Source organism: Acinetobacter sp. YH12117 (assembly GCF_013418865.1).
Taxonomy (GTDB): Bacteria; Pseudomonadota; Gammaproteobacteria; order Pseudomonadales; family Moraxellaceae; genus Acinetobacter; species Acinetobacter indicus.
In genome coordinates this window covers 1-22500 of the sequence record NZ_VPBF01000010.1, presented here as the reverse complement: position 1 = coordinate 22500, position 22500 = coordinate 1, and the positions used below count along the sequence as shown (strand labels likewise).

Below are 22500 nucleotides of genomic sequence, written 5' to 3'. Positions count from 1 at the left end.
ATTAATGCTCTAATTTAGTATTAATACTATTTGCCAGTAGTTCGCCAAGTTCATCCGCTTTTTCTCTGATTGATCTGCGTGCATACCGACTACTCATTTCTGATATTGAACTCCACCCCATTAATCTATTTCGAATTTGCTTCTCCTTTTCTTTATCTGGTCTCCGATCTTCTGGAATGTTATCTAACATCTCACTAAAAACATCATTCCAGGTTCTTCTCATTGTGTGGGGAGTGAGCTGCGCATAGATATTGGCATGTTTCCTTAATGTTCTGAACATTAGATTGATTGCATCATTTGATAAATGTTGACCTGTCTCGGTTGTAAATAGATAACCATGTTTTCTATTTTTGAACGGGATTTTATTTAAATGCTTTGTAATATAGTTATGAAAATATTCACAGGCCTTGGAGGAGCACTTAACGTCACGTTCAACTGTTTTAGAAACTCGAATAGTGATGGTGTGATTACTATAATTAAAGTCTTCTATCTTTAGATATCTCAGCTCACTTCTTCGCATTCCTGTACTTAGTAGAATTTCATAAATCAACTGATTTCTATGTTTTAAGAATTCATTTCTGAAAAGATTATCTGGGTGTTCTGGATCTATGATCTCTAGGATTATATTTCGTTCGTTAGATGAAAGTCCCTCAGGGGCATCTTGATCACCTTTATTAGAAACTCTTGGTGCTAGTGAATTAAAGTAATTTAAACGTTGCTCAATGTCATTGTATTTATCTTTGTTAAGGCGATGTTTTGATCTTTGGAGCAGGAACTTGAGATAATTAAAAATTGTCTTTATGCGATATGAGCCTTCTTCTGCTGAAGTTGAGGCTTTTGATTCTTGTTTTAATTTAGGCATGTAGATGAGATTTTCAATTTTTTTTGCAATATTCTTCGAATTTATTGATGGTTGTTCATTTTTCTGGGCCATCATTCGATCTTGATGTTTTCGATTTAGTCTAAGAAAAAAAGCTAAATCTTGAAGTTGTTCTATGGTTAAAAAATCTGAATATAAGATGCTATCTTCTAAAACTATATTATTTAATGATGCCCATAAATGAGCAACACCAATACATCTTAATGCTTTATCCGTTGTGCTAACTGCACGTCCTAAACTTCTAAACTTAGTCATGGCATAAACATTTGGATAGAACAAAGGAATTCTATCTTCATCAATGAGTACTACCATTGGTTGTTCATCACTTGCAACAAACTCTTTAGTGCTTCTTTTTATCATAAAGTATACGTTTTCTGATTATCATCTCCCATAACTTTATTAAATATAAAAATATACCCTTTGTAAAGAGCTTAAGCCTAAGATTTACAAAGGGTATTATTTAATTATATATACATTTCAATATATATCACTGTCACTGACAAGCCTCACAATCTGGGTTGTCAATTGAACATGCCATTGGCACGGGTGCCGCCTGTTCAAAACCTTCTTCTGCTGCTGAAGCTGCCGCAGGTGCATTTTCCTGTGCCACTGCTGCAACCGGCGCTGCAACTGTCGCAGGTTTAACTGCATTCAATGCACCAGTATTAATGGTTGATTTCTCAGCCGATGTTGCACCTAAAGCACGCAGGTAATACGTCGTTTTCAGACCACGTAACCAAGCCATCTTATAGGTGATGTCCAGTTTCTTACCATTTGCACCAGAGATGTAAAGGTTCAGTGACTGTGCCTGATCAATCCATTTCTGACGACGTGACGCAGCATCCACAATCCAGCGTGGCTCAACTTCAAACGCAGTCGCGAAGATGGCTTTCAGCTCTTCAGGAATACGCGAGATCTTTTGTACTGAACCTTCGAAGTGTTTCAGGTCGTTGACCATTACCGCATCCCATAGGCCGCGTTCTTTCAATGCACGTACCAGGTAAGGGTTGATCACAGTGAACTCACCAGACAGGTTCGATTTCACATACAGGTTCTGGAAGGTTGGCTCAATCGATTGAGACACGCCACAGATGTTAGAAATAGTTGCTGTTGGTGCAATGGCCATCACGTTCGAGTTACGCATACCGTCTTTTTGAACTTTGGCACGTAAAGTGTCCCAGTCCAGACGTTGGGTACGATCAACTTCAAACATGCGCTCAGGACGGGTTTTCGCTACCAGCTCTAAAGAGTCGATTGGTAAAATACCCTGATCCCATAATGAACCTTTGAAGGTTTCATAGGTGCCACGTTCAACCGCCAGATCACTTGAAGTTTGAATTGCGTAGTAAGAAATCACTTCCATTGATTCATCAGCAAAATCAACTGCTGCATCAGAACCGTAGGCGATGCCCATTTCGTACAGTGCATCTTGGAAGCCCATGATCCCCATACCTACCGGACGGTGACGCAGGTTCGAGTTTTTCGCCTGTGGTACCGCGTAGTAGTTGATGTCAATCACGTTGTCGAGCATACGTACCGCAGTTTTGATGGTACGTGCCAGTTTTTCATGATCCAGCTTGCCACCTTGAACGTGCTGTACCAGGTTAATTGAACCCAGGTTACAGACCGCGATTTCATCTTTGCTGGTGTTCAGGGTAATTTCTGTACACAGGTTAGATGAGTGCACCACGCCCACATGTTGTTGTGGTGAACGCAGGTTACATACGTCTTTGAATGTAATCCACGGATGGCCGGTTTCGAACAGCATCGACAGCATTTTGCGCCATAAGTCTTTGGCACGTACTTTCTTATGCAGCAGGTTCTGCTCTTTCGCTACCGCTTCGTAATGCGTATAGCGCTCAGTGAAGGCCTGTCCAGTCAGATCATGCAGGTCTGGTGTTTCAGATGGCGTGAACAGGGTCCATTCAGCATCTTCAAACACACGTTGCATGAATAAGTCCGGAACCCAGTTCGCTGTGTTCATGTCATGGGTACGACGACGGTCATCACCGGTGTTCTTACGCAGTTCCAGGAATTCTTCAATGTCTAAGTGCCAGGTTTCAAGATAGGCACACACCGCACCTTTACGCTTACCACCCTGGTTCACCGCAACCGCAGTATCGTTCGCGACTTTCAGGAACGGTACCACACCTTGTGATTTACCGTTGGTCCCTTTGATGTAAGAGTTCAGGGCACGAACTGGAGTCCAGTCATTACCTAAACCGCCTGCCCATTTAGACAGCATTGCGTTATCACGCATTGCGCCATAAATATCGTACAGGTCATCACCAATGGTGGTGAGGTAACAGCTAGATAACTGCGGACGTAGCGTACCTGAGTTAAACAGGGTAGGCGTAGAAGCCATGTAGTCGAAGCTCGACAACAAGTTATAGAACTCAATTGCACGTTCTTCTTTGTTGTCTTCGTTCAGCGCCAGACCCATAGAAACGCGCATGAAGAACAATTGCGGCAATTCGAAACGGATACCATCTTTATGGATGAAGTAACGGTCGAATAACGTCTGTAAACCAAGATACGTAAACTGGTTAGAACGTTCTGGCTGAATGGCAGCGGCCAGTTTTGCCAGATCAAAGTTCAGCAGGTCTTCTGACAGCAGCTCCAGCTCGATACCTTTTTTCAGGAAGGTTTCCAGAGCTTCGCCTTCAGGGGTTTCTACTGGTAGACCCAGGAACTCCAGGCCTGTTGCCACTAAGTCATTACACAGCAGGCGCGCAGTAACGTAAGTATAGTTTGGTTCCTGTTCAATACGGGTACGCGTCGCCATCATCATGGTGGTTGAGATGTCTGACTCTTTTACGCCGTTGTACAGGTTTTTCACGGTTTCATCGACAATGGCCTGAACATCAATGCCTTCAAGACCTTCAGCTGCAGTGGTGACGGTTGCTGTCAATGCACTTAAATCCAGTGGCTTTAACTGGCCCTGGCTGTCAGTGATCTGTAAGGTCGGATGATGGTTGGCACCCATCTGCTTACGTGCTTCAGAACGTTGTTCGCGATAGATGACATAAGCACGAGCAACTTTCTGTTCGCCAGTACGCATAAGCGCAAGTTCAACCTGGTCCTGAATTTCTTCAATGTGAATGGTGCCGCCTGATGGTAAACGACGCTTAAACGTGTTCAGAACCATTTCAGTCAGTTGTTCGATACGGTCATGAATACGGCTGGAATCGGCGCTTTGCTGACCTTCAACCGCCAGGAAAGCTTTACCAATCGCTACAGAGATTTTTTCTGCATCGAAAGGGGCCACTTCACCGGTGCGTTTAATCACCTGAAGTTGACCGGGTGTGGATGTGATTACGCTCATGTCAGCATAGCTCCATTGTCATCTATTGTTATGTTTATAGACCATTGAACCGGGCAAAAAATAGGCCACAGTGTTTGAGGAATAAACACAAGACTTAGTGGTTTAAAATTGAATTGAACACAAGATACGGGAAATTTTAGGGTAGATCAATATTGACTTTTCTTTAAAATTTTTGGCGTTTTTTGGATAAAATCTTTTGCAAAAAAATCCCCGATTTGTCCATTCGGCTATAAGCCTTATCGGACACGGGCATAGCATAACAAAGCCGGCATAATCTGCTTATAGATAAACTTGTGGATAACTAAAAATCTCTTTGAACAGTCAGTCACATTCTGATCAATGGCCAAAAGCTGCAAAAAAATTGTACATTTTAAAAAAGATTTATGTTGTTGAATTCATGGAATTCAGTTAAAAAGAGAAAAGTATAAGGAATTCAATAATTAATAAAAATATAACAAAAAGCTACTTTGATGTATCAGTTTAGTGAATAGCATCTTGTTTACAATGTAAACGTGTGTATATTGCAGAATATATTTCGACGTATCTCCCGGATTTTAAAAGGATAGAATACGTTTAATCAAATAAAGGGGCAGTTCATGAGCCAAGAAGAAAAGTTACCAAAAATTTTAATTGTTGAAGATGATGAGCGTCTGGCACGTTTAACCCAGGAATACCTGATCCGTAACGGACTGGAAGTGGGTGTTGAGCCAGATGGGAACCGTGCCATCCGCCGTATTATCGCGGAGCAGCCAGATTTAGTGGTGCTGGATGTAATGCTGCCGGGTGCAGACGGTTTGACCATTTGCCGCGAGGTTCGTCCACATTATCATCAACCGATTCTGATGCTCACTGCACGTACCGAAGATATGGACCAGGTTCTGGGTCTGGAAATGGGTGCAGATGACTATGTCGCCAAGCCGGTTCAGCCACGTGTTCTGCTGGCGCGTATTCGTGCCTTGCTGCGCCGTACTGACAAAGCCCCTGAAGATGAAGTGGCACAGCGTATCGAATTTGATGACCTGGTCATCGACAATGGTGGCCGCTCAGTAACCTTGAATGGTGAACTGGTCGATTTCACCAGCGCAGAATATGACCTGCTCTGGTTACTGGCTTCGAATGCTGGCCGTATCCTGTCGCGTGAAGATATTTTCGAGCGCCTGCGCGGGATTGAATATGACGGTCAGGACCGTTCAATTGACGTACGTATTTCGCGCATCCGTCCAAAAATTGGCGATGACCCGGAAAATCCAAAGCGTATTAAAACTGTACGCAGCAAAGGATACTTATTTGTCAAAGAAACGAATGGTATATAATCGTCGCGCGTATCTGATATAGGACGGTTTTTCGTGTTCAAACACAGCATATTCTTGCGGATTTATGCAGGATTGGTGATTCTGGTGGCATTGGTGGCCGTGTTTGGCTATCTGCTGGTTCAGATCATTAACTATCAGCGCGCGCAAGAATATCGTGAATCCCTGACCGATGGTATGGCTTATATCATTAGTGAAGGGGTGGCGCGACAACCCAATGAGCAGCAAAAGCAGGACTGGATTTCAGATGCCTCGGATTTGCTGGAACTGCCCATCTATTATATTGCTGCCGATAAGGTCGAGCTGTCACGGGCCGAACTGAAACGGATTAAAGAGCGCAAGGCTGCGGTACGTTACGATGCAGAAACGACCACAGCCTATATTATTATGGGCCTGAAAAATGACCCGGAACATTATCTGTATATCAAGGCCGATGAAATTACCGAACGGCAAATGAAGGCATTGCCGATCTTTATTCTGGATTATCTGGTCTATTTCCCGGGACAGGAAAAAGAATATCTGGCCCGTATCCAGGATCAGTTCTCTTATCCTATCGACATTCAGAACATTGCCGATTTACCGCTCGACTCCGAGCAAATTGGCCGTTTAAGGCTGGACCACAGCATTATCCTGTATCGGGATAATGCCAGCGTACGTGGCACCACCATCTCCATTATTTCACCAATGCCGAATTCACCATCCGAGGTGCTGGTACTTGGTCCGGTCCCGCTGTTTAACTGGATGCCATTCCAGCTGGCGGCCGGGATTACCTTGCTGAGTCTGTTTATTCTGAGTCTGGGCATTTATGGTCTGATTCTGCCGATGCAGCGCAAAATCCGTGAAGTAAATTTCGCCTTGAACCGTATGAAAACCGGCGATTTAAACCTGCGTTTACCCATTGACGGTTCAGATGAAATGGCCAGTCTGGCCTCCAGCTATAACAGCATGTCCGATCATATCCAGCGTTTAATTGAAGCCCAGCGCGAACTGATGCGCGCGGTATCGCATGAACTGCGTACCCCGGTGGCGCGGATTCGTTTTGGGATGGAAATGCTGGCCGAAGAAGATGATTATGAATACCGGATTCAGCAGCTGGACATGATTGATAAAGACATTGAAGCGCTGAATACCCTGATTGACGAGATCATGACCTATGCCAAACTGGAGCAGGGCATGCCATCGTTAGAAATTGAAAAAGTGGTGCTGTTTGATGTATTGGATCAGGTGGTCAATGAAACCGACGCACTGAAAACCGGTAAGGACATTCAGCTGCAAACCATGTCGACCAGTCTGGAAGTTGATGCCGAGCGCCGTTATTTACACCGCGTGGTGCAGAACTTGGTCGGGAATGCGGTGCGTTATTGTGACCACAAGGTACTGGTCAGTGGTGGCGTGACTGCACAAGGCGTGGCTTATGTCTGTGTGGAAGATGATGGGCCGGGCATTCCTGAAGAAGACCGGAGCCGCGTATTTGAAGCCTTTGCCCGTTTAGATGACAGCCGGACCCGTGCTTCTGGGGGGTATGGTCTGGGCCTGTCGATTGTTAGCCGGATTGCCTACTGGTTTGGCGGCAAGATTGAGGTGGATCAGAGCACCACTTTGGGCGGTGCACGTTTTATTATGTCCTGGCCGGCGCAGCGCTTTAGCAAGTCGCGTAAAAAGCAGGGCAATAAAGAAGGGCTGGAATCTTAAACGCTGCTTCAAAGATTCAGCTAAAGAACAGCAGCAAGGGGCGTTTGCTGTTCTTTGGTGGGATGGTTGGGGCAGAGGTTATCAGCCATTGTCACCATCCAAAATGGTCCGCGTACTCTCTTACTGTCCAGTCTTTGAATTGATCAATTAAGTTGCTAAAAAAATAGCCAGTGATGTCACTGGCTATTTTGTTTTTGCATGGAGCAATTATTGAGTCTGTTGTTTGTACAAGCGGTCTGCTTCATCAAAACGCTCAGTAATGCTGCTGCTTGGCGCTTTGCCCAGCAAGCTCACCACAATAATGGCAATGAACGAGCAGACAAAGCCCGGAATAATTTCATAGATACCGGTATCGCCCCAGACATTTTTCCAGAGAATCACCATCACCGCACCCACGATCATGCCGGCGAGTGCGCCATTTAAAGTCATGCGTTTCCAGAATAAAGACAAAATAATCAGTGGACCAAAGGCGGCACCAAAACCAGCCCATGCATAAGCCACCAGGCCCAGCACTTTCGACTCAGGATTACCGGCCATCCATATTGCCAGCAGGGCAATCAGTAATACCATTAAACGGCCAACCCAGACCAGCTCTTTTTGTGAGGCAGATTTTCGCAGGAACGATTTATAAAAGTCTTCAGTCAGAGTACTTGAACACACCAGCAGCTGACAGCTTAGGGTACTCATCACCGCAGCCAGAATTGCCGCCAGTACAATACCAGCCACCCACGGGTTAAACAGGATTTTGGTCAGCTCCATAAACACGGTTTCAGGGTTGGCATTCACCACCCCGGCCAGTTCCGGATGTTGCTGGAAGTAGGCAATACCAAAGAAACCGGCCGCCACCGCACCACCTAAACACAGGATCATCCAGGTCATGCCAATACGGCGTGCATTTGGAATTGACTTCACCGAATCTGCCGCCATAAAGCGCACCAGAATGTGCGGCTGACCGAAATAACCCAGGCCCCAGGCCAGTAACGAGATAATCGCAACAATACTTAAATCACCGACCAGATTCATGGCTTGCGGACGCGCAGCTTCCAGTGCCAGCGTCACTTGAGATAAATCAGAAAAGGTCAGCAGGGTGACAATAGGCGTCAGGATTAAGGCAAAGATCATCAGGCCAGCCTGAATGGTGTCTGTCCAGGACACCGCCAAGAAGCCGCCAATAAAAACATAGCTGATGGTGGCAATGGCACTGATCCATAAGGCCGTGCTATACGACATTTCAAACATACTTTCGAACAAGCGCGCACCGGCCACCATGCCAGAGGCACAGTAAATCGCAAAGAAAATCAGAATCACAAAGGCGGATACAATACGCAGCACTTTTTTCTGGTCATTAAAGCGATTGGAGAAATAATCCGGTAAGGTCAGGGCATTGTGCTGCACTTCGGTATGTACCCGTAAGCGGCCCGCAACCAGTAACCAGTTCAGCCAGGCACCAATAATCAGACCAATGGCAATCCACACCTCAGATAAACCGGACAGATAAATTGCTCCCGGTAAACCCATCAATAACCAGCCACTCATATCCGATGCGCCAGCAGACAGGGCCGTGACAAAGCTGCCTAAACGGCGGCCACCCAGAATATAGTCTGAAAAGTTGGTGGTTGCGCGATAGGCCATCAGACCAATCGCGATCATGGCGACAATATAAAACAGAAAGGTGATTAAGGTCGGATTTAGGGAGCTCATACGGTATCCATATAGTATGTTGGACAGTAAAGGACTTATGGCCTCAATGCGTTCCATGCAAATTCTTGATGGATACTCACAAGTCCTGAAAGATTCAAAAAATGAAGGCGAAATTTAACCATAATTTTGCATGAAATACTGATTTTTCTTTCAGGCAATAAAAATAGACAGCATCCAGGCTGTCTATTTTTGGCTAAAAAGGTGCTTAGTTTTGTCGGCCCATGACCCCACGAATGGTATTCAGAATATCGGCCGGTAATACCACCGTCTTGGCATTTGGCGACTTCGACATATCCTGCATGGCTTTCACATATTGTTCACCAAGCAGATAGGCCACCGGAATTTCTTTATCGCCGACTGCTGTCGTGACCATTTCAATAGCACGTTGCGAAGCTTCGGCCAGCACCACTTGTGCTTCGGCATCACGGCGTGAAGCTTCAAGACGGCCTTCGGCTTCCAGAATGGCTGCCTGTTTTTCACCATCGGCTTTGGTTACGGTGGCACGACGCTGACGTTCTGCTGCCGCCTGTTCTTCCATTGCTGACTGCATTGTGTTGGATGGTTTAATATCTTGAATTTCAACGGTTTTAAGGGTAATACCCCAGTCCGCAATATCATCTGAAATCGAGGCTTTTAAACGTGCCTTAATATGGTCACGTGAGGACAGCGCATCATCCAGATCCATTTCACCGACAATAGAACGCAACGAGGTTTGTACCAGGTTCTGAATGGCCCAAGAATAGTTTTCAATCCCGTACACCGCTTTTTCTGGCGTGGTCAGGTTAATGTAGGCCACCGCGTTCATGAGCAGAACGGCGTTATCGCGGCTGATGACTTCCTGAGATGGAATGTCCAGTACAATGTCTTTGGTGGTGACTTTATAGGCCACTTCATCGACATAGGGAATTACGAAGTTCAGACCCGGACTTAGGGTAGTGTGGTATTTACCCAAACGTTGCACAATCCATTTATAGCCTTGTGGAACAATACGCACCCCTTTAAAAATGGTGATGGCCACAAAGGCCAGCAGGGCTAAAACAATAATGGAGCCAGCATTCATTTTATATTACTCACTGTTTTTCGTTGTCATTCTGCAGGCTATGCAACTGCACAACCAGATCATTGCCAAGAATATCGACCACACGCACACGATCACCGACCTGCACCGGACTTAGAGTGCGGCAGTTCCATTCATCAGAACCGAGCACCGGCATCGGAAAACGGACTTTCACTTCGTCATGCTCCAGATTGGTCTGGATGACCATACCAATCTGGCCGATGGTGGCTTCCCGTGACAGGCCGGCTTTGGTTTTATCAATCGACAGCGGTTTAATAAATTTAAACCAGAGCAGGGTACACAGCACCGATAAAATGATCCACATCACCAGCTGCGTGGTGGTGCCCATCATCGGGAACAGCAGATATAAAACGCCCACCATCAGCGCGCCCACGCCAAACCAGAGCGCAGCAAAAGCCGGCAGCAGCAGCTCGGAAAGAATCAGCAAAATGCCTAAAACAAACCAGTGCCAAGGTTCAAGAACAAATTCCATACATCGACTCGTCGCGAATGATTGTAAAAAGAATCATTGATATAGATCAATCTGTATGCTGTTCAATGTAGCAGATGACAACCGACTTGGATATGAAAAAATCCCCGATGTTAAAATTTGGCTTTAGGTGGTGGCGCCAAAGCGGCTGGAGATTTTTTAAAGTCGCTGATGGCTTTTTCAATGGCGCGGATTTTCAGCTGGGCAGCTTTTTCACCTTCTAAAATGGTCTGGTTGCTGGCTTTTAAATCCAGTGTGCCAATATGACCAACTTTAGGCTGAATCACCACATTGGCCTGGCGCAGTTCTTCATGAATACTCTGCTGGCCCATAATGTTGATGGTCTGATCGAGCAGGCCCCACATATTCATGGGCGTATTACCGGTTGGACGCGCGGAAATATCCACCGCAATGACCAGATCGGCGCCCATATCTTTGGCAGTTTTGACCGGAATCGGGCTGACCAGGCCGCCATCGACATATTTGGTGCCAGCAATAGTCGCCGGCACAAACACATTTGGAATACTGCAGGAGGCACGTACCGCCTGACCGGCATTGCCTTTAATAAAGTCGGCTTTACGGCCATTGTCCAGACGGGTAGCGACTGCAGCAAAACGAATCGGGAACTGCTGGATGGCTTTGTTACCGACCTGCTGATTGACATAGTCCTGCAGTTTCTGGCCCAGCACAAAGCCCTGACGGTTCAGGGTTAAGTCGCGAATATCAGATTCTTTAAAGTTTAGGGCCAGTTGCTGTAACTGATACGGTGATTTACCACTGGCATACAGACTGCCGACAAAACTGCCGGCACTGGTGCCGGTTACAATTTTCGGTTTAATGCCGTGTGATTCTAAAACTTTCAGTACGCCAATATGGGCAAAACCTTTGGCACCGCCACCCCCTAAGGCAATGGCCACCACCGGTTCACGCGCCTGAATAGGCGTTGGAGTCACTGGGGTTTGTACCGCCCGATCACAGCCGGAAAGTGCCAGCAATAACAGGCCGGCTGTCGAAAATTGCAGTAATTTCATGATTCGATAGGAGATTAATTCAACAAAATATGCGCACATCTCAGCAAAAAAATACGGTTTTGGCTAGTCTTTGGGCCAGCGTTTTTGTAACGGCTTGGCCAGCCAGTGCGGATTTTTGGCAGAAAACTTGCCTTCATAATGCTGATAAATCGCGTCTAAATCCTGTTCATAATGCCCGGTCGGATGAAACACACCAAGAATATGAATGGTCTTATGCGCATAATCAAAAGAGAACATCACAATCGGAATTTGTGCGCCATAGGCAATATGATAAAAACCGCTGCGAATCTGCTCGGCCTGTTTGCGCGTGCCTTCCGGCGCCATGCCGACCCAGATCTGTTCACGTTGCCGGATAATTTCAATAATCTGCTGGGTATGGCCCTGCGGCGCATGGCGAATTACCGGCACCACCCCAATCCACTCCAGCAGCGGTTTTAACGGTGTATTAAACAGGGTATGTTTGCCAAAAATGGTGACTTTTAGCCCCAGTCCGAGCAAAGCAGCGAAGCCATGCCAGGCATCAATATTGGAGGTATGCGGGGATATAATTGCCACCGCTTTGGGAAGGTTGGGAAATTCGCCTTTCAGCTGCCAGCCTTGGGCCAAAAAGAGCGATTTAAAAAAGCCTCGACTCAGGGCGCTGCCGCGGCCAGGTACTTGATCAGGTAAAACAGGAAATTGCTTGGTCATTGTTTTTATGTATTATCCTACTGAAACTCAGCCAAGTTTTACAAAATATTGCGACTTTATTCAATGGGGAAGCAGAGCAAAAATACGCTTTTGTTTGAGCAGTTTTGCCTGGAGCCATCCGCTTGGCCTGAAATAAAAAGGAATGTCCGCTGCTATGCCGAATCTTTATCTGTTGCTGTTTTCCCTGTATTGGGCGCAAGGTCTGCCGGTGGGCTTTATGACCCATGCCTTGCCGGTGATCTTAAGGGCGCAAGGGGTATCGCTGGCGCATATTGGCGGTTTTGGCCTGTTAATGTTGCCCTGGTCGATTAAAATTTTCTGGGCGCCGTGGGTGGATCGCTTTGGCCGCAGCGCTCAGGGCCATTACCGTTCCTGGATTATTCCGACTCAGTTGCTGAGTGTCGTGGTGTTAATCGGGCTGTCATTTATCCCGATTCAGGCCCTGAATGAACCGCTGTATTTGTTTGGCTTTTTTTTCGGGCTGTTGCTGATGAATCTGGTTGGGGCCACGCAGGATATCGCCACCGATGGACTGGCGGTGAATATTTTAACTGGCCAGCAGCAGCACTGGGGCAATACCTTTCAGGTGATTGGTTCACGGCTGGGCTTTATTGTTGGTGGGGGCGCCATGCTCTGGGCTTTGGACTGGCTGCACTGGCAGGCCACGTTTCTGATGCTGGCACTGCTGGTATTTTTAAATACCTTGCCAATTTTACTGTATCGAGAACCGCAACATTCAGCCAAAACAGCGCAGAAGACCACGCCTTTTTCCTGGCAGGTCGTGCGCCAGTATCTGGGTTATTTTCGCCAGAGCCGCAGCTTGGCACTGTGGTTATGGGTGCTGCTCAGTTTTAAAATTGCCGATGGTCTGTCTGGTCCATTACTCAAACCGTTAATGGTCGATTTGGGCTTAAGTTTTTCCCAGATTGGTATTTATGTGACCATGCTAGGGGCGTTTGCGGCGTTACTGGGTGCAGGTGTGGCCGGCTTATTGCTCCGGGTGATGTCACGTGCTCAGGCTTTAGTGCTGTTTTCAGTGTTGAAAGTGCTGGCTTTAACTGCCTATAGCTGGCTGGCCTATCAGTATGAACAGCAGCAGGCGGTAGCGCTGTGGCTGATTTATCTGATTAATGCGCTGGAAGATGGTATTTCGGCGATGCTGCTGGTGGTGATGCTCACTTTGGTGATGCACTATAGCCGCAAACAGCTGGCCGGTACCGATTTTACTTTTCAGGTGGCGCTGATGGCTACCGTCAGTGGTGGGCTGTATAGCCTCAGCGGCATACTGGGCGATCAGCTTGGTTATGCACGCTATTTAATGATGATTAGCGGGATTGCGCTGCTGTGTCTGCTTCCGATTCTGGTCTGGGCCAGAAGCCTGCCCAAAGATGAGGCGGTTCAGCACAAATAAACCCTTAAAAAAGAAAAAAAGCGATCCTGGAGGGAATCGCTGGAGTCGTAACTGGTTTATTAAAAATAATGGCCTTCCACCTTGACCCACAGCCGTTTGCTGAATGAATAGTGGCTGTGCTGATGTTATACAGTGAGGAGGGCACTTTCTTGGAATTGACCCTGAATATGGGCAGGGAGTGGTGTGCGATCCCGATGACAAGCAGTGTAGTGGCTGTTTATGACATATTTAAGACAGATGCAGGCGCTGACGTGCTGACTGTCGAATTCCTGTTCAATCAACTCATAGATCGATGCTCCTGATCAGAAAGACTGACTTTTGAATAAGCAAGATACTCATCAGCTGGTTTGGTTTAGATATTCCATTTTTAGTGATGAATCCTGTGATCAACTCGTCAATGACAAGTGGCGTTGGCTAAATCACAACGTCAATCATGCTTCATGCTGGTGCAGCTAAAATTCGAGGCCAATCCATCCCGGTAGAAAACTTAACATACCTAGTAAGACCGCGAAAATTCCATGCTAAAGCTGAGCTAAAAAATCGGCCAGCGCCAGCAGAATCGCTGATCTACTTCTTCAATACCTCATGTTGTTGCCGGTTGATTTAAGCAAAGCGTCATCAGTTTTATAAGTCGCTGATCCAGCAGCCAGAAAACTGTTAGTACCGGACTTATAAAAAAGCATCACCATCGAACTGGAAACCAAGGTGGGTTTGGGCGGCAACGTCGTGATTGATCAGTACAACTTGATAAGTCGATGCACCGGACAAGTCATTATCAGGCCATCAGGCTGAATTATAACGCTCAAAAACCGCTCCAATCAGATACAAAAGCAATAAACAGTTGGAAGATTTGGTTTTGTCCTGCCGGCGCAGGTTACGGATGATCAAGGCTCTTTTGATGATGTGTTTTCAAGGTTGAAGAATGAAACGGAGTATTTTTGCAGCGACTGCACTTTTGAGTATGAATATGGCTTTTGCTGCCGAGGGCAGTCATTTTGACTGGAGCTATGCGGCACAGACTGCGCCGGATAAATGGAGCCAGTTAAAACAGGAATATCAGGCCTGCGCTGGCATGAATCAGGCGCCCATTAATATTGCCCAGACCACACCGGCGCAGTTGCCGCCGTTAAAACTGAACTATGCGGCCAAGGCCAAAACCATTGTGAATAACCAGCGCACGGTTCAGGTCAATTTTGAGCAGGGTAGCCATTTAGAACTGGACCAGAAAATCTTTGAACTCAAGCAGTTCCATTTGCATAGTCCAAGTGAAAACACCATTCAGGGGCAAAGTTTTGCGATGGAGATGCATCTGGTACATGCCACACCTGCGGGTGAGCTGGCGGTGCTGGCAATTATGTTTCAGGAAGGTCAGGAAAATCCGAAGCTGAAACAGCTGTGGCAGGAGTTACCGCAGCAACCCGGTGAGGCCATTATTTTAAACCATCAGGATGTAGCCGCGGCATTTTTACCGGAGCAACGGGATTATTATCGTTTTAACGGCTCTTTAACCACGCCGCCGTGTACCGAAGGCGTGCGCTGGATTGTCTTCAAACAGATTCAGCAGGCCTCGAGACAGCAGATTCAGGCTTTTTCACAGCTGATGGAACATCCGAATAACCGGCCGGTACAGCCGACCAATGCACGTCTGGTGCTGGAGTAATCGAATATGAAAAAAAGCAGATCGTTTGATCTGCTTCTTAATTTAGGGTGTTCGTATGGATTAATGCAGGATTTTATCCAGGAACTGCTGGGCACGTTCACCGCGCTGGGTATTAAAGAATTCATCTTTGGTGCAGTCTTCGACAATCTTGCCCTGATCCATAAAAATCACCCGGTTGGCGACTTGACGGGCAAAGCCCATTTCATGAGTCACACACATCATGGTCATGCCTTCACGCGCCAGCTCGACCATCACGTCCAGTACTTCGGTAATCATTTCCGGGTCCAGCGCCGAGGTTGGTTCATCAAACAGCATGGCAATCGGGTCCATACTTAAGGCCCGGGCAATGGCAACCCGCTGCTGCTGCCCACCAGAGAGTTGCGCCGGAAATTTGTTGGCCTGCGAACTTAAACCAACCCGATCCAGATAGGCCAGCCCTTTCTGTTTGGCTTCAGCTTCCGAGCGGCCCAGTACCTTGACCTGGGCGATGGTCAGGTTTTCGGTAATGCTTAAATGCGGAAACAGCTCGAAATGCTGGAACACCATGCCAACACGGCTGCGCAGTTTGTTCAGATTGGTTTTCGGATCGCTAATTGAAATCCCATCAACCAGAATCTGGCCTTTTTGAAACGGTTCCAGACCATTTACGGTTTTAATCAAGGTCGATTTTCCCGAACCCGATGGTCCACACACCACCACCACTTCTCCCTGACGAATCTGGGTGCTGCAATCGGTCAGGACCTGAAAATCCTTATACCATTTGCTGACATTCTGGAGGTCAATCATAATCTTGGGTTCGGTCATACCGTCAGCCTCCTTTGTAGTTTTTTCACTGCATAGGTGGCGATTAAACTCACGCTAAAATACACCAGCCCGGCAAATAGAATATATTGGGTCAGCAGCGCCATTAAATCGCCGCGGACATAATTGGTGCGGAAGAAATCCAGCAGGCCAATGGCATAAACCATGGTGGAGTCCTGAAACAGGATGATGGTCTGCTGTAACAGCAGCGGGGTCATTTTGCGAAAGGCCTGCGGTAAGATAATCAGCCGCATCGACTGGCCATAAGTCATGCCCAGCGCATAGGCAGCCGCAGTCTGGCCTTTGGGAATGGACTGAATCCCGGCACGGACAATTTCAGAAAAGTAGGCCGCCTCAAATAGCATAAAGGCCACGATACTCGACACCAGTGCAGTATCAATGGTCAGGTAATTCCCGGTGAGGGCGGTGTAGAAAAATGGTACCGCAAAATAGAACCACATTAGCACCAGCAGCAAGGGAATCGAGCGGAACAGATTGACATAGCCTTGTGCAAACAGATTCAGTACGCGAATAGAAGACAGGCGCATTAACGCCAGCAGGGTGCCAATTAGAATACCGCCAATGGTCGCCATGACCAGCACTTTTAAGGTAATGGTAAAACCATGCCATAGCGCTGGCCCGGACAGTTGTAAATCATTTAAAAATGCAGTGAGCCATTCCATTATTTTTCTCCTGCAATCAGGCCGGGAACACGTAAACGTTTTTCCAGCAGGTTCATGCCCTGAATGAGGCAAATATTAATCACAATAAAAATAACGGTGACAATGGTATAAATTTCAATGGTGTTTTGCGTGTACTCACTGATGGTTTTCATTTGCGAGATAATTTCCGCCACCCCGACCAGAGAGGCGACCGAGGTGTTTTTAACGCAGTTGGTCAGCTCCGAGCTTAACGGCGGCAAAATAGTGCGAAATGACTGCGGTAAAATTACATAGCGATATAACTGCGCGGTACTAAAACCCATGGCATAACCGGCATTGATCTGTCCGCGTGGCAGGGCTTCAATACCGGTGCGCACCTGTTCACAGACCCGCGCCGCGGTAAACAGTCCCAGTCCAATACTGGCTGAAATCAGCGCTGAAGTATGCGCGCCTAGATCATTCATCCACCAGCTTTTGATGGGCGCTGGCAGGAAATTGGGCACCACATAGAACCAGATAAACAGCTGGATCAGCAGCGGTACATTACGAAAAATGGTGACATAGGCGGTGCCAATCGTGCGGGCGGTTTTGCTGGGCAGGGTTCGCATAATCCCCAAAATGCTGCCCAGTAGCATGGCAATACTCCAGGCCACAATGGCAATCACCAGCAGCCAGCCCAGACCGGCGAGAATCCAGTGCAGATAGGTACTGTCGCCAATGCCGGTAGACTGAAACAGGACACCCCAGTTCCAACTATAATTCATACGTCCTCCTCAAAAACTCAGGTAAAGCATCCGTGTTTACCTGAGCCGGTTTATGTTGGAGTGTTACTGATCACGATCGTGCGGATTGGCAATCAGGTCTTTCAGCTGATCGGACATTTCAAAGTTCAGGTTGATGTTCTTCGGTGGAATTGGCTGCTGGAACCATTTGTTATACATCTGGTTGATTTCACCCGAGCTATAGGTGGCTTTAATGGCATCATCCACCACCTGTTTAAATTCAGTATCGCCTTTACGCAGCATACACCCGTAAATTTCCTGAATTGGCGCCGTACCGACAATCACCCATTTGTCTGGATCGGTGGCTTTGGATTTTTCACCGGCCAGCAGAATATCATCCATCATAAAGGCAGCGGCGCGGCCACTTTGTAGCATCAAGAAGGATTCGGCATGGTCTTTGGCTGAAATAATTTCGCCAATACCGAGTTCTTTTTCATGCTGGCGGATATAACGTTCAGAAGTGGTACCGGCGGTGGTGACCAGTTTTTTGCCTTTTAAGTCAGCAAAATCCTGAATACCGGAATCTTTGGCCGTAAGTAAACGTGAACCCACCTGGAAGAAACCGACCGAGAAAGCCACTTGCTGCTGGCGTTCCTGATTGTTGGTGGTCGAGCCACACTCTAAATCGACCGTCCCGTTAGAGACCAGTGGAATCCGGTTCTGGCTGGTAACCAGGTTATAGCGGATTTTCAGATCTGGCATCTCCAGTTTCTGTTTTAGCGCTTCCACCACTTTCAGTTGCAGGTCATGCGCATAACCGACCGGCTGATTTGGCGTATCGGCAATATAGGAGAAGGGAATGGATGAGTCACGATAACCCAGCACAATGGTGCCGGACTTTTTGATTTTCTCTAAGGTGCCCGAACTCGAGGCAGCGGCATTGGTGTTGCTATTGGCATCAGCTGGAGCTTTATTGTCACTACAAGCACTGAGGCCAAGCATGAATGCGCTGGCACAAAACAGGGAGGTGAGGGTGTGTTTAGAGGTCATGTACAAAACTCCTTTTGTATTGATTATTGGTCATTTGCTGTTATTCATGGCAATTCCAATCCTGGAACTGATTTATCAGGTAATGAAGCAAATGAGATTGTTTTAATTATCTCTGCACAACGGCATAGCTTCATCTTAAGCGAGATTTCCAGCATTGCTCAAGCGAAATTTTTAACCGTTTTGTTAATGATAAATCGTTATGAAATAACCACTTTTTAGATAAATAGCAGCAAAAAGCATGAATAAAATACAGCAGGAACTGTGCCAGTCTTGGGCCATTAAAGACCAAGATATGACCAAAGTTGAGATAAAAAGTTAGGCGAAGGTAGATGAACCGGCACAGAGATTTAAATCACGCGATTAATCTACCCGCAGGGTATTGATGGCTTCAGTCCAGTGACAGCTGTCACAACGCGGGCAGATCTGCTCGGCACTTTGCAAAAAATCGGTATAGCCACAGTATACGCAGGCGTAATGGGTATGCGGTTTGACTTCGGTAATTTCCTGACAGGCTTTGGGAAACAGGGGCAAACCGTAACGCACCTGATCATTGGAAAAAAACAGGATGCTAAACTTGCCATCATTTTCGAGTAAACCGACTCGTACCTGTCCCAGATGTTCGACCCCTTGCTGGCGCATTTCGGCAAAGAATTCATCGTGCGACATTTTACCGCGTTTAATCTTTTCTAAGACCAGCTCGCCATCTTCGACAATATACAGCGACTTGCCTTCCAGCAGATCTTCAAAGGGCTGGTATTTCATCATTAACCAGGTCACCAGACGATACAGGAAAATCACGATGCTCATGATTAGCAGGGCCTGAATCAGCGGCAGATCTTCGGTGAACATCGGGTCGCCGGCAATTGAACCCAGCGATAGAATAATCGCCAGTTCAAAAATTGACAGCTGGCGCACACCACGTTTTCCAGTCAGACGTAAAAAGATAATGATCATGCTGAACATGAGGATGGCACGCACGCTAATTTCAGCAGCAAAAGCCCAAGTGGTGTCATGAATAAAAATACTGGCCCAATCCATGTGAATGTCCTTTTTATAATCTGTTGGTCTTTGTTGATACTATGCATGAATTGCGGCGGCTGAATGTTTATAGTTGCGTAATGAACTGCAATGATTTGAGTGACTTGGTTAATTCAAAAAATTACCTGATCTGAAGCCATGTAATGTTAAGGCTTATTTGCTCAGGATTTTGCTTTGCTTCAGTTTTACTGAGATGAGTCAAAAAATACTTTCACATAAATCAGGTATAATTTCTCTTTTGCTTTTATCTTCCCTATGCCTTTTGCGCTGAAAACCATGCCAAACATGGTGCTTGAAGTCTCACCACAGCATCAGAAGCTGAATCGTTTAATTGATGAGATTGAACAGCAGAAACAGTTATTGCTTGCATGGCAACATGCCCAAGATGACATTCGTGCCTATAGTCAAAAGGCGCTGATGCCTGCGTATCGTGAGTTATATAGCACTTTGTATGAACAGATGAAGACACTTTGGAATGGTCTAAGTAGTTATAGTTTCACGAAATCAAATACAGCATTGGTGGAAGATAAAATCCAAACTTTAGCACGGTTACTACAAGGTTCACATTTGCTGAGTCAAAAGCAGTTAGATGAAGTGGAAAAAATGCATGTCTATTATCAGCAGGCAGATGAATACAGCAAGAAAAAAAACAAGAAGAAAAATATAGACACTTTTGATGAGCCTGAAACTGAAACAGTCCAAGCCGATGATGTATTTGAAGATTGGAATAATGATCAATACCAACAAGCACGTGAGCAAGCCAAGTTAAAACGTCAGCAAGAAAAACAAGCGCAAGCTGAAAAGATGGTGAATCAATCACTCAAAACTGTGTATCTCAAGATTGCTTCCATCATTCACCCTGATCGTGAGCCCGATGAAGCTAAAAAAGAGGAAAAGACCGAGCTTTTACAACGTGCCAATGAAGCATACGAACAGGAAGATTTATTCTTTTTACTGAAACTTCAGCTTGAAGTTGAGCAAAGTAAAAACGGTTCACACAAAGGTTTAAGCACAGAACAATTCAAGTTTTACCAACAGGCGTTAGAAGCACAAAGCCAGTCCTTAAAACAGCAGATGCAGGAATTGATTAACTCGCTTGTATGGTCAAATAAAGCCAAAATTGCGGTGCAAAAGTCCAAAGGGCAGCTCAATATTGAGCAGTTGTATAAACAGATTGATGCGGATGTGTCGAACGTGAAGCATCAGTTAAAAGCGGAGAAGCAACGGCTGAGTTTTATGGGGAAAGAGAGTGGGCTAGGGATGTTGTTGGAGCATGGGGTTTTGTAAAGAATATAGTTTTTTTGAACTAAGCAAAAAGTTTGTATGCTATTCATTATGCTAAAATATTACAGAAATTGAGATTAGCGTTGAAGTCAGTGAATGAGCAATTTAGATTTAAGCATTTATCAAACGAGTGAAAAATTATCGGCACAACAAAAAAAGTTTAATCGATTGCTTAAGAAAATTGAGCAATTACAAATGGTATTGGCGGACTGGCAACAAGCGCAAAAACAAGTTCAAGAGGATGCAAGAGATGAGCTATTACCTTTATATCGTCAGTGGCACCACGTTTTGTTCGCTCAATTAGAGACGCTTTGGCAATATAAAAATACGCATAAAATCGCAAAAACATATTTAGTGCGTTTAGATGAAAAAATTTCAATTTTAGCGAGTCAGCTGCTTAATAATCCGAATCTTTCTGAACAACAACATGAGTTGACGCTTATCATTGCTCAACATTATGAGCTGATAGAAGAAAGTGCTGATGCTGAAGAAGTCAGCTCTCATGTAAATGATCATTCGCATCAAGCGCATGATGCTGATGAAATGATGCAAAAACAAGCCATAAAAGAAATGATAGCAGACCAAATCGGGGTACCCGTAGCTTGGCTTGACTTTGATTTGGATCTCAATAATCTCGACGCGTTTATGGAAAAAGTAAAAGATAAATTAGATCGAGAAGAAGCAAATTTTATTCAAAATCAGCTTAATGAAGATGAGCGTGATGAATATCAAAAGTTTGCTGAAAAGGAAAAAAAGAAAATTTTAAAGAAGCAAACACAGCTTGAAGAAGCGAAAAAAATGGCAGGGCAATCTCTAAAAAGCATTTATTCAAAAATTGCTGCCTTAATTCACCCTGATCGAGAGCAAGATGAACAAAAGCGCATTGAAAAAACCGAATTATTACAGCAAGCAAATGCTGCATTAGAGGAAAAAGATTTGCTTACTCTTTTGAAATTGCGTGTTTTTACAGCGCAAGGTGATCAGGAACAGGCAACAAAAATCGCGAATGAGCATTTGAAATCTTATAATTTATTGTTGGAAGAGCAAGTAGAGAAATTACAATTTGAAATAGATGATATTATTTATTCATTTGATTGGATCGGCTCTGGTTTTTACAAACAGCGTTTTAAACCTGTTGATTTGATAAAAAAATATCAACGCGATTTAGCAGATATTCAAGCAAAACTGTTAAGAGATGAAAAGCGTTTAAATGATTATAAGGATTTTGATTACTTAAAAATTTTACTGAAAAGCAGAGCATTTAGTTGGTCATTTGAGTAATTTTTAGCATTGATTGTCATTCAGAGCATCGTCATTTTGACGATGCTTTTTTATGCACGGCGAATTCAAACATGAGGTGCGACAGTTTCAAAAGCCTTATGATAATCAACAAGCTGAGCAAACTTCTCTAATGGTGTAAGCCAATCTAACGCTTTTCTAGGACGAGTATTCAGTGACATGGCAACTTGATTTAAATAATGCTGATCTGCCTGATTTAAATCAATCCCTTTAGGTAAATATTGCCTAATTAAACCATTCATATTTTCGCATGTGCCTTTTTGCCATGGTGAATGTGGGTCACAGAAATATACATCTATGCCTAAATCTTCTTCGAGTATTTTATGTTCTGACATCTCACGTCCACGGTCATAGGTCAACGTTTTACGCAGTTCTGCAGGTAAATATTTCAGAGCTT

General features: G+C 45.5%; 20 protein-coding genes. 7 read left to right on the top strand and 13 right to left on the bottom strand.

Translation table 11 applies throughout. The features are described from left to right. Position 1: 1 nt before the first annotated feature. Positions 2-1240, bottom strand: a complete 1239-nt coding sequence (locus FTU55_RS05470) for a tyrosine-type recombinase/integrase (protein WP_180046411.1) — start codon at positions 1238-1240, stop codon at positions 2-4. A gap of 133 nt (positions 1241-1373) precedes the next feature. After that, on the bottom strand, positions 1374-4205 hold the full coding sequence (locus FTU55_RS05465; protein WP_180046409.1) for a ribonucleoside-diphosphate reductase subunit alpha: 2832 nt from the start codon (positions 4203-4205) through the stop codon (positions 1374-1376). A 596-nt stretch (positions 4206-4801) separates the two neighbouring features. Between FTU55_RS05465 and bfmR the strand changes: the two genes are divergently transcribed. Together bfmR and bfmS are read left to right on the top strand one after the other, a co-directional pair. Then, complete coding sequence (bfmR, locus tag FTU55_RS05460) at positions 4802-5518, top strand: response regulator transcription factor BfmR (protein ID WP_005176018.1); 717 nt, start codon at positions 4802-4804, stop codon at positions 5516-5518. Positions 5519-5551: 33 nt separating this feature from the next. Beyond that, a complete protein-coding gene (bfmS, locus tag FTU55_RS05455; RefSeq protein ID WP_045795835.1) occupies positions 5552-7207 on the top strand; it encodes a sensor histidine kinase BfmS in 1656 nt (551 codons plus the stop codon). A 207-nt stretch (positions 7208-7414) separates the two neighbouring features. On the opposite strand, the gene putP is transcribed toward bfmS, so the two are convergent. The 5 genes from putP to FTU55_RS05430 form a co-directional block, all read right to left on the bottom strand. After that, positions 7415-8908 carry a sodium/proline symporter PutP gene (putP, locus tag FTU55_RS05450; RefSeq protein WP_075167564.1) on the bottom strand — a complete coding sequence of 498 codons (1494 nt, stop codon included), beginning with the start codon at positions 8906-8908 and terminating at the stop codon, positions 7415-7417. Positions 8909-9113: 205 nt separating this feature from the next. Then, entirely contained in the window at positions 9114-9968 is an 855-nt protein-coding gene (locus FTU55_RS05445; RefSeq protein ID WP_005176027.1) for an SPFH domain-containing protein, read from the bottom strand. Positions 9969-9978: 10 nt separating this feature from the next. Beyond that, a complete protein-coding gene (locus FTU55_RS05440) occupies positions 9979-10458 on the bottom strand; it encodes an NfeD family protein (RefSeq protein WP_005176030.1) in 480 nt (159 codons plus the stop codon). A gap of 110 nt (positions 10459-10568) precedes the next feature. Continuing rightward, the gene (locus FTU55_RS05435; RefSeq protein ID WP_016659878.1) at positions 10569-11486 is read right to left on the bottom strand and encodes a patatin-like phospholipase family protein; all 918 of its coding nucleotides are present in this window, start codon (positions 11484-11486) and stop codon (positions 10569-10571) included. A 63-nt stretch (positions 11487-11549) separates the two neighbouring features. Next, the gene (locus FTU55_RS05430) at positions 11550-12176 is read right to left on the bottom strand and encodes a 1-acyl-sn-glycerol-3-phosphate acyltransferase (RefSeq protein ID WP_005176034.1); all 627 of its coding nucleotides are present in this window, start codon (positions 12174-12176) and stop codon (positions 11550-11552) included. Between the two features lie 154 nt (positions 12177-12330). On the opposite strand from FTU55_RS05430, the gene FTU55_RS05425 reads away from it, so the two are divergent. Continuing rightward, a complete protein-coding gene (locus FTU55_RS05425) occupies positions 12331-13587 on the top strand; it encodes an MFS transporter (protein WP_180046407.1) in 1257 nt (418 codons plus the stop codon). Between the two features lie 922 nt (positions 13588-14509). Next, on the top strand, positions 14510-15247 hold the full coding sequence (locus FTU55_RS05420) for a carbonic anhydrase (RefSeq protein ID WP_180046405.1): 738 nt from the start codon (positions 14510-14512) through the stop codon (positions 15245-15247). 60 nt (positions 15248-15307) lie between these two features. On the opposite strand, the gene FTU55_RS05415 is transcribed toward FTU55_RS05420, so the two are convergent. The 4 genes from FTU55_RS05415 to FTU55_RS05400 form a co-directional block, all read right to left on the bottom strand. Further along, positions 15308-16033, bottom strand: a complete 726-nt coding sequence (locus tag FTU55_RS05415) for an amino acid ABC transporter ATP-binding protein (protein ID WP_171304276.1) — start codon at positions 16031-16033, stop codon at positions 15308-15310. 14 nt (positions 16034-16047) lie between these two features. Continuing rightward, positions 16048-16731, bottom strand: coding sequence for an ABC transporter permease subunit (locus FTU55_RS05410; RefSeq protein ID WP_005176046.1), 684 nt, complete (start codon positions 16729-16731; stop codon positions 16048-16050). Beyond that, positions 16731-17474 (bottom strand): amino acid ABC transporter permease, encoded by a 744-nt coding sequence (locus FTU55_RS05405; RefSeq protein WP_005176049.1) that lies wholly within the window; start codon positions 17472-17474, stop codon positions 16731-16733. Before FTU55_RS05405 ends, FTU55_RS05410 begins: the two co-directional genes overlap by 1 nt. A gap of 63 nt (positions 17475-17537) precedes the next feature. Then, positions 17538-18482, bottom strand: coding sequence for a transporter substrate-binding domain-containing protein (locus FTU55_RS05400; protein ID WP_104509882.1), 945 nt, complete (start codon positions 18480-18482; stop codon positions 17538-17540). Here FTU55_RS05400 and FTU55_RS05395 point away from each other — a divergent pair. Beyond that, positions 18468-18701, top strand: coding sequence for a hypothetical protein (locus FTU55_RS05395; protein WP_158650840.1), 234 nt, complete (start codon positions 18468-18470; stop codon positions 18699-18701). The two genes, FTU55_RS05400 and FTU55_RS05395, sit on opposite strands and share 15 nt — an antisense overlap. Before the next feature lie 141 nt (positions 18702-18842). On the opposite strand, the gene FTU55_RS05390 is transcribed toward FTU55_RS05395, so the two are convergent. After that, positions 18843-19520: a DUF421 domain-containing protein gene (locus FTU55_RS05390; RefSeq protein WP_016659883.1), complete on the bottom strand. Its 678-nt coding sequence runs from the start codon at positions 19518-19520 to the stop codon at positions 18843-18845. A gap of 255 nt (positions 19521-19775) precedes the next feature. On the opposite strand from FTU55_RS05390, the gene FTU55_RS05385 reads away from it, so the two are divergent. Further along, the gene (locus FTU55_RS05385) at positions 19776-20807 is read left to right on the top strand and encodes a molecular chaperone DnaJ (RefSeq protein ID WP_180046403.1); all 1032 of its coding nucleotides are present in this window, start codon (positions 19776-19778) and stop codon (positions 20805-20807) included. Positions 20808-20900: 93 nt separating this feature from the next. Further along, complete coding sequence (locus tag FTU55_RS05380; RefSeq protein ID WP_180046401.1) at positions 20901-22085, top strand: molecular chaperone DnaJ; 1185 nt, start codon at positions 20901-20903, stop codon at positions 22083-22085. Between the two features lie 65 nt (positions 22086-22150). Here FTU55_RS05380 and FTU55_RS05375 read toward each other — a convergent pair. Next, a partial coding sequence (locus tag FTU55_RS05375; RefSeq protein WP_180046399.1) for an IS30 family transposase occupies positions 22151-22500 on the bottom strand: 350 nt, incomplete at its 5' end.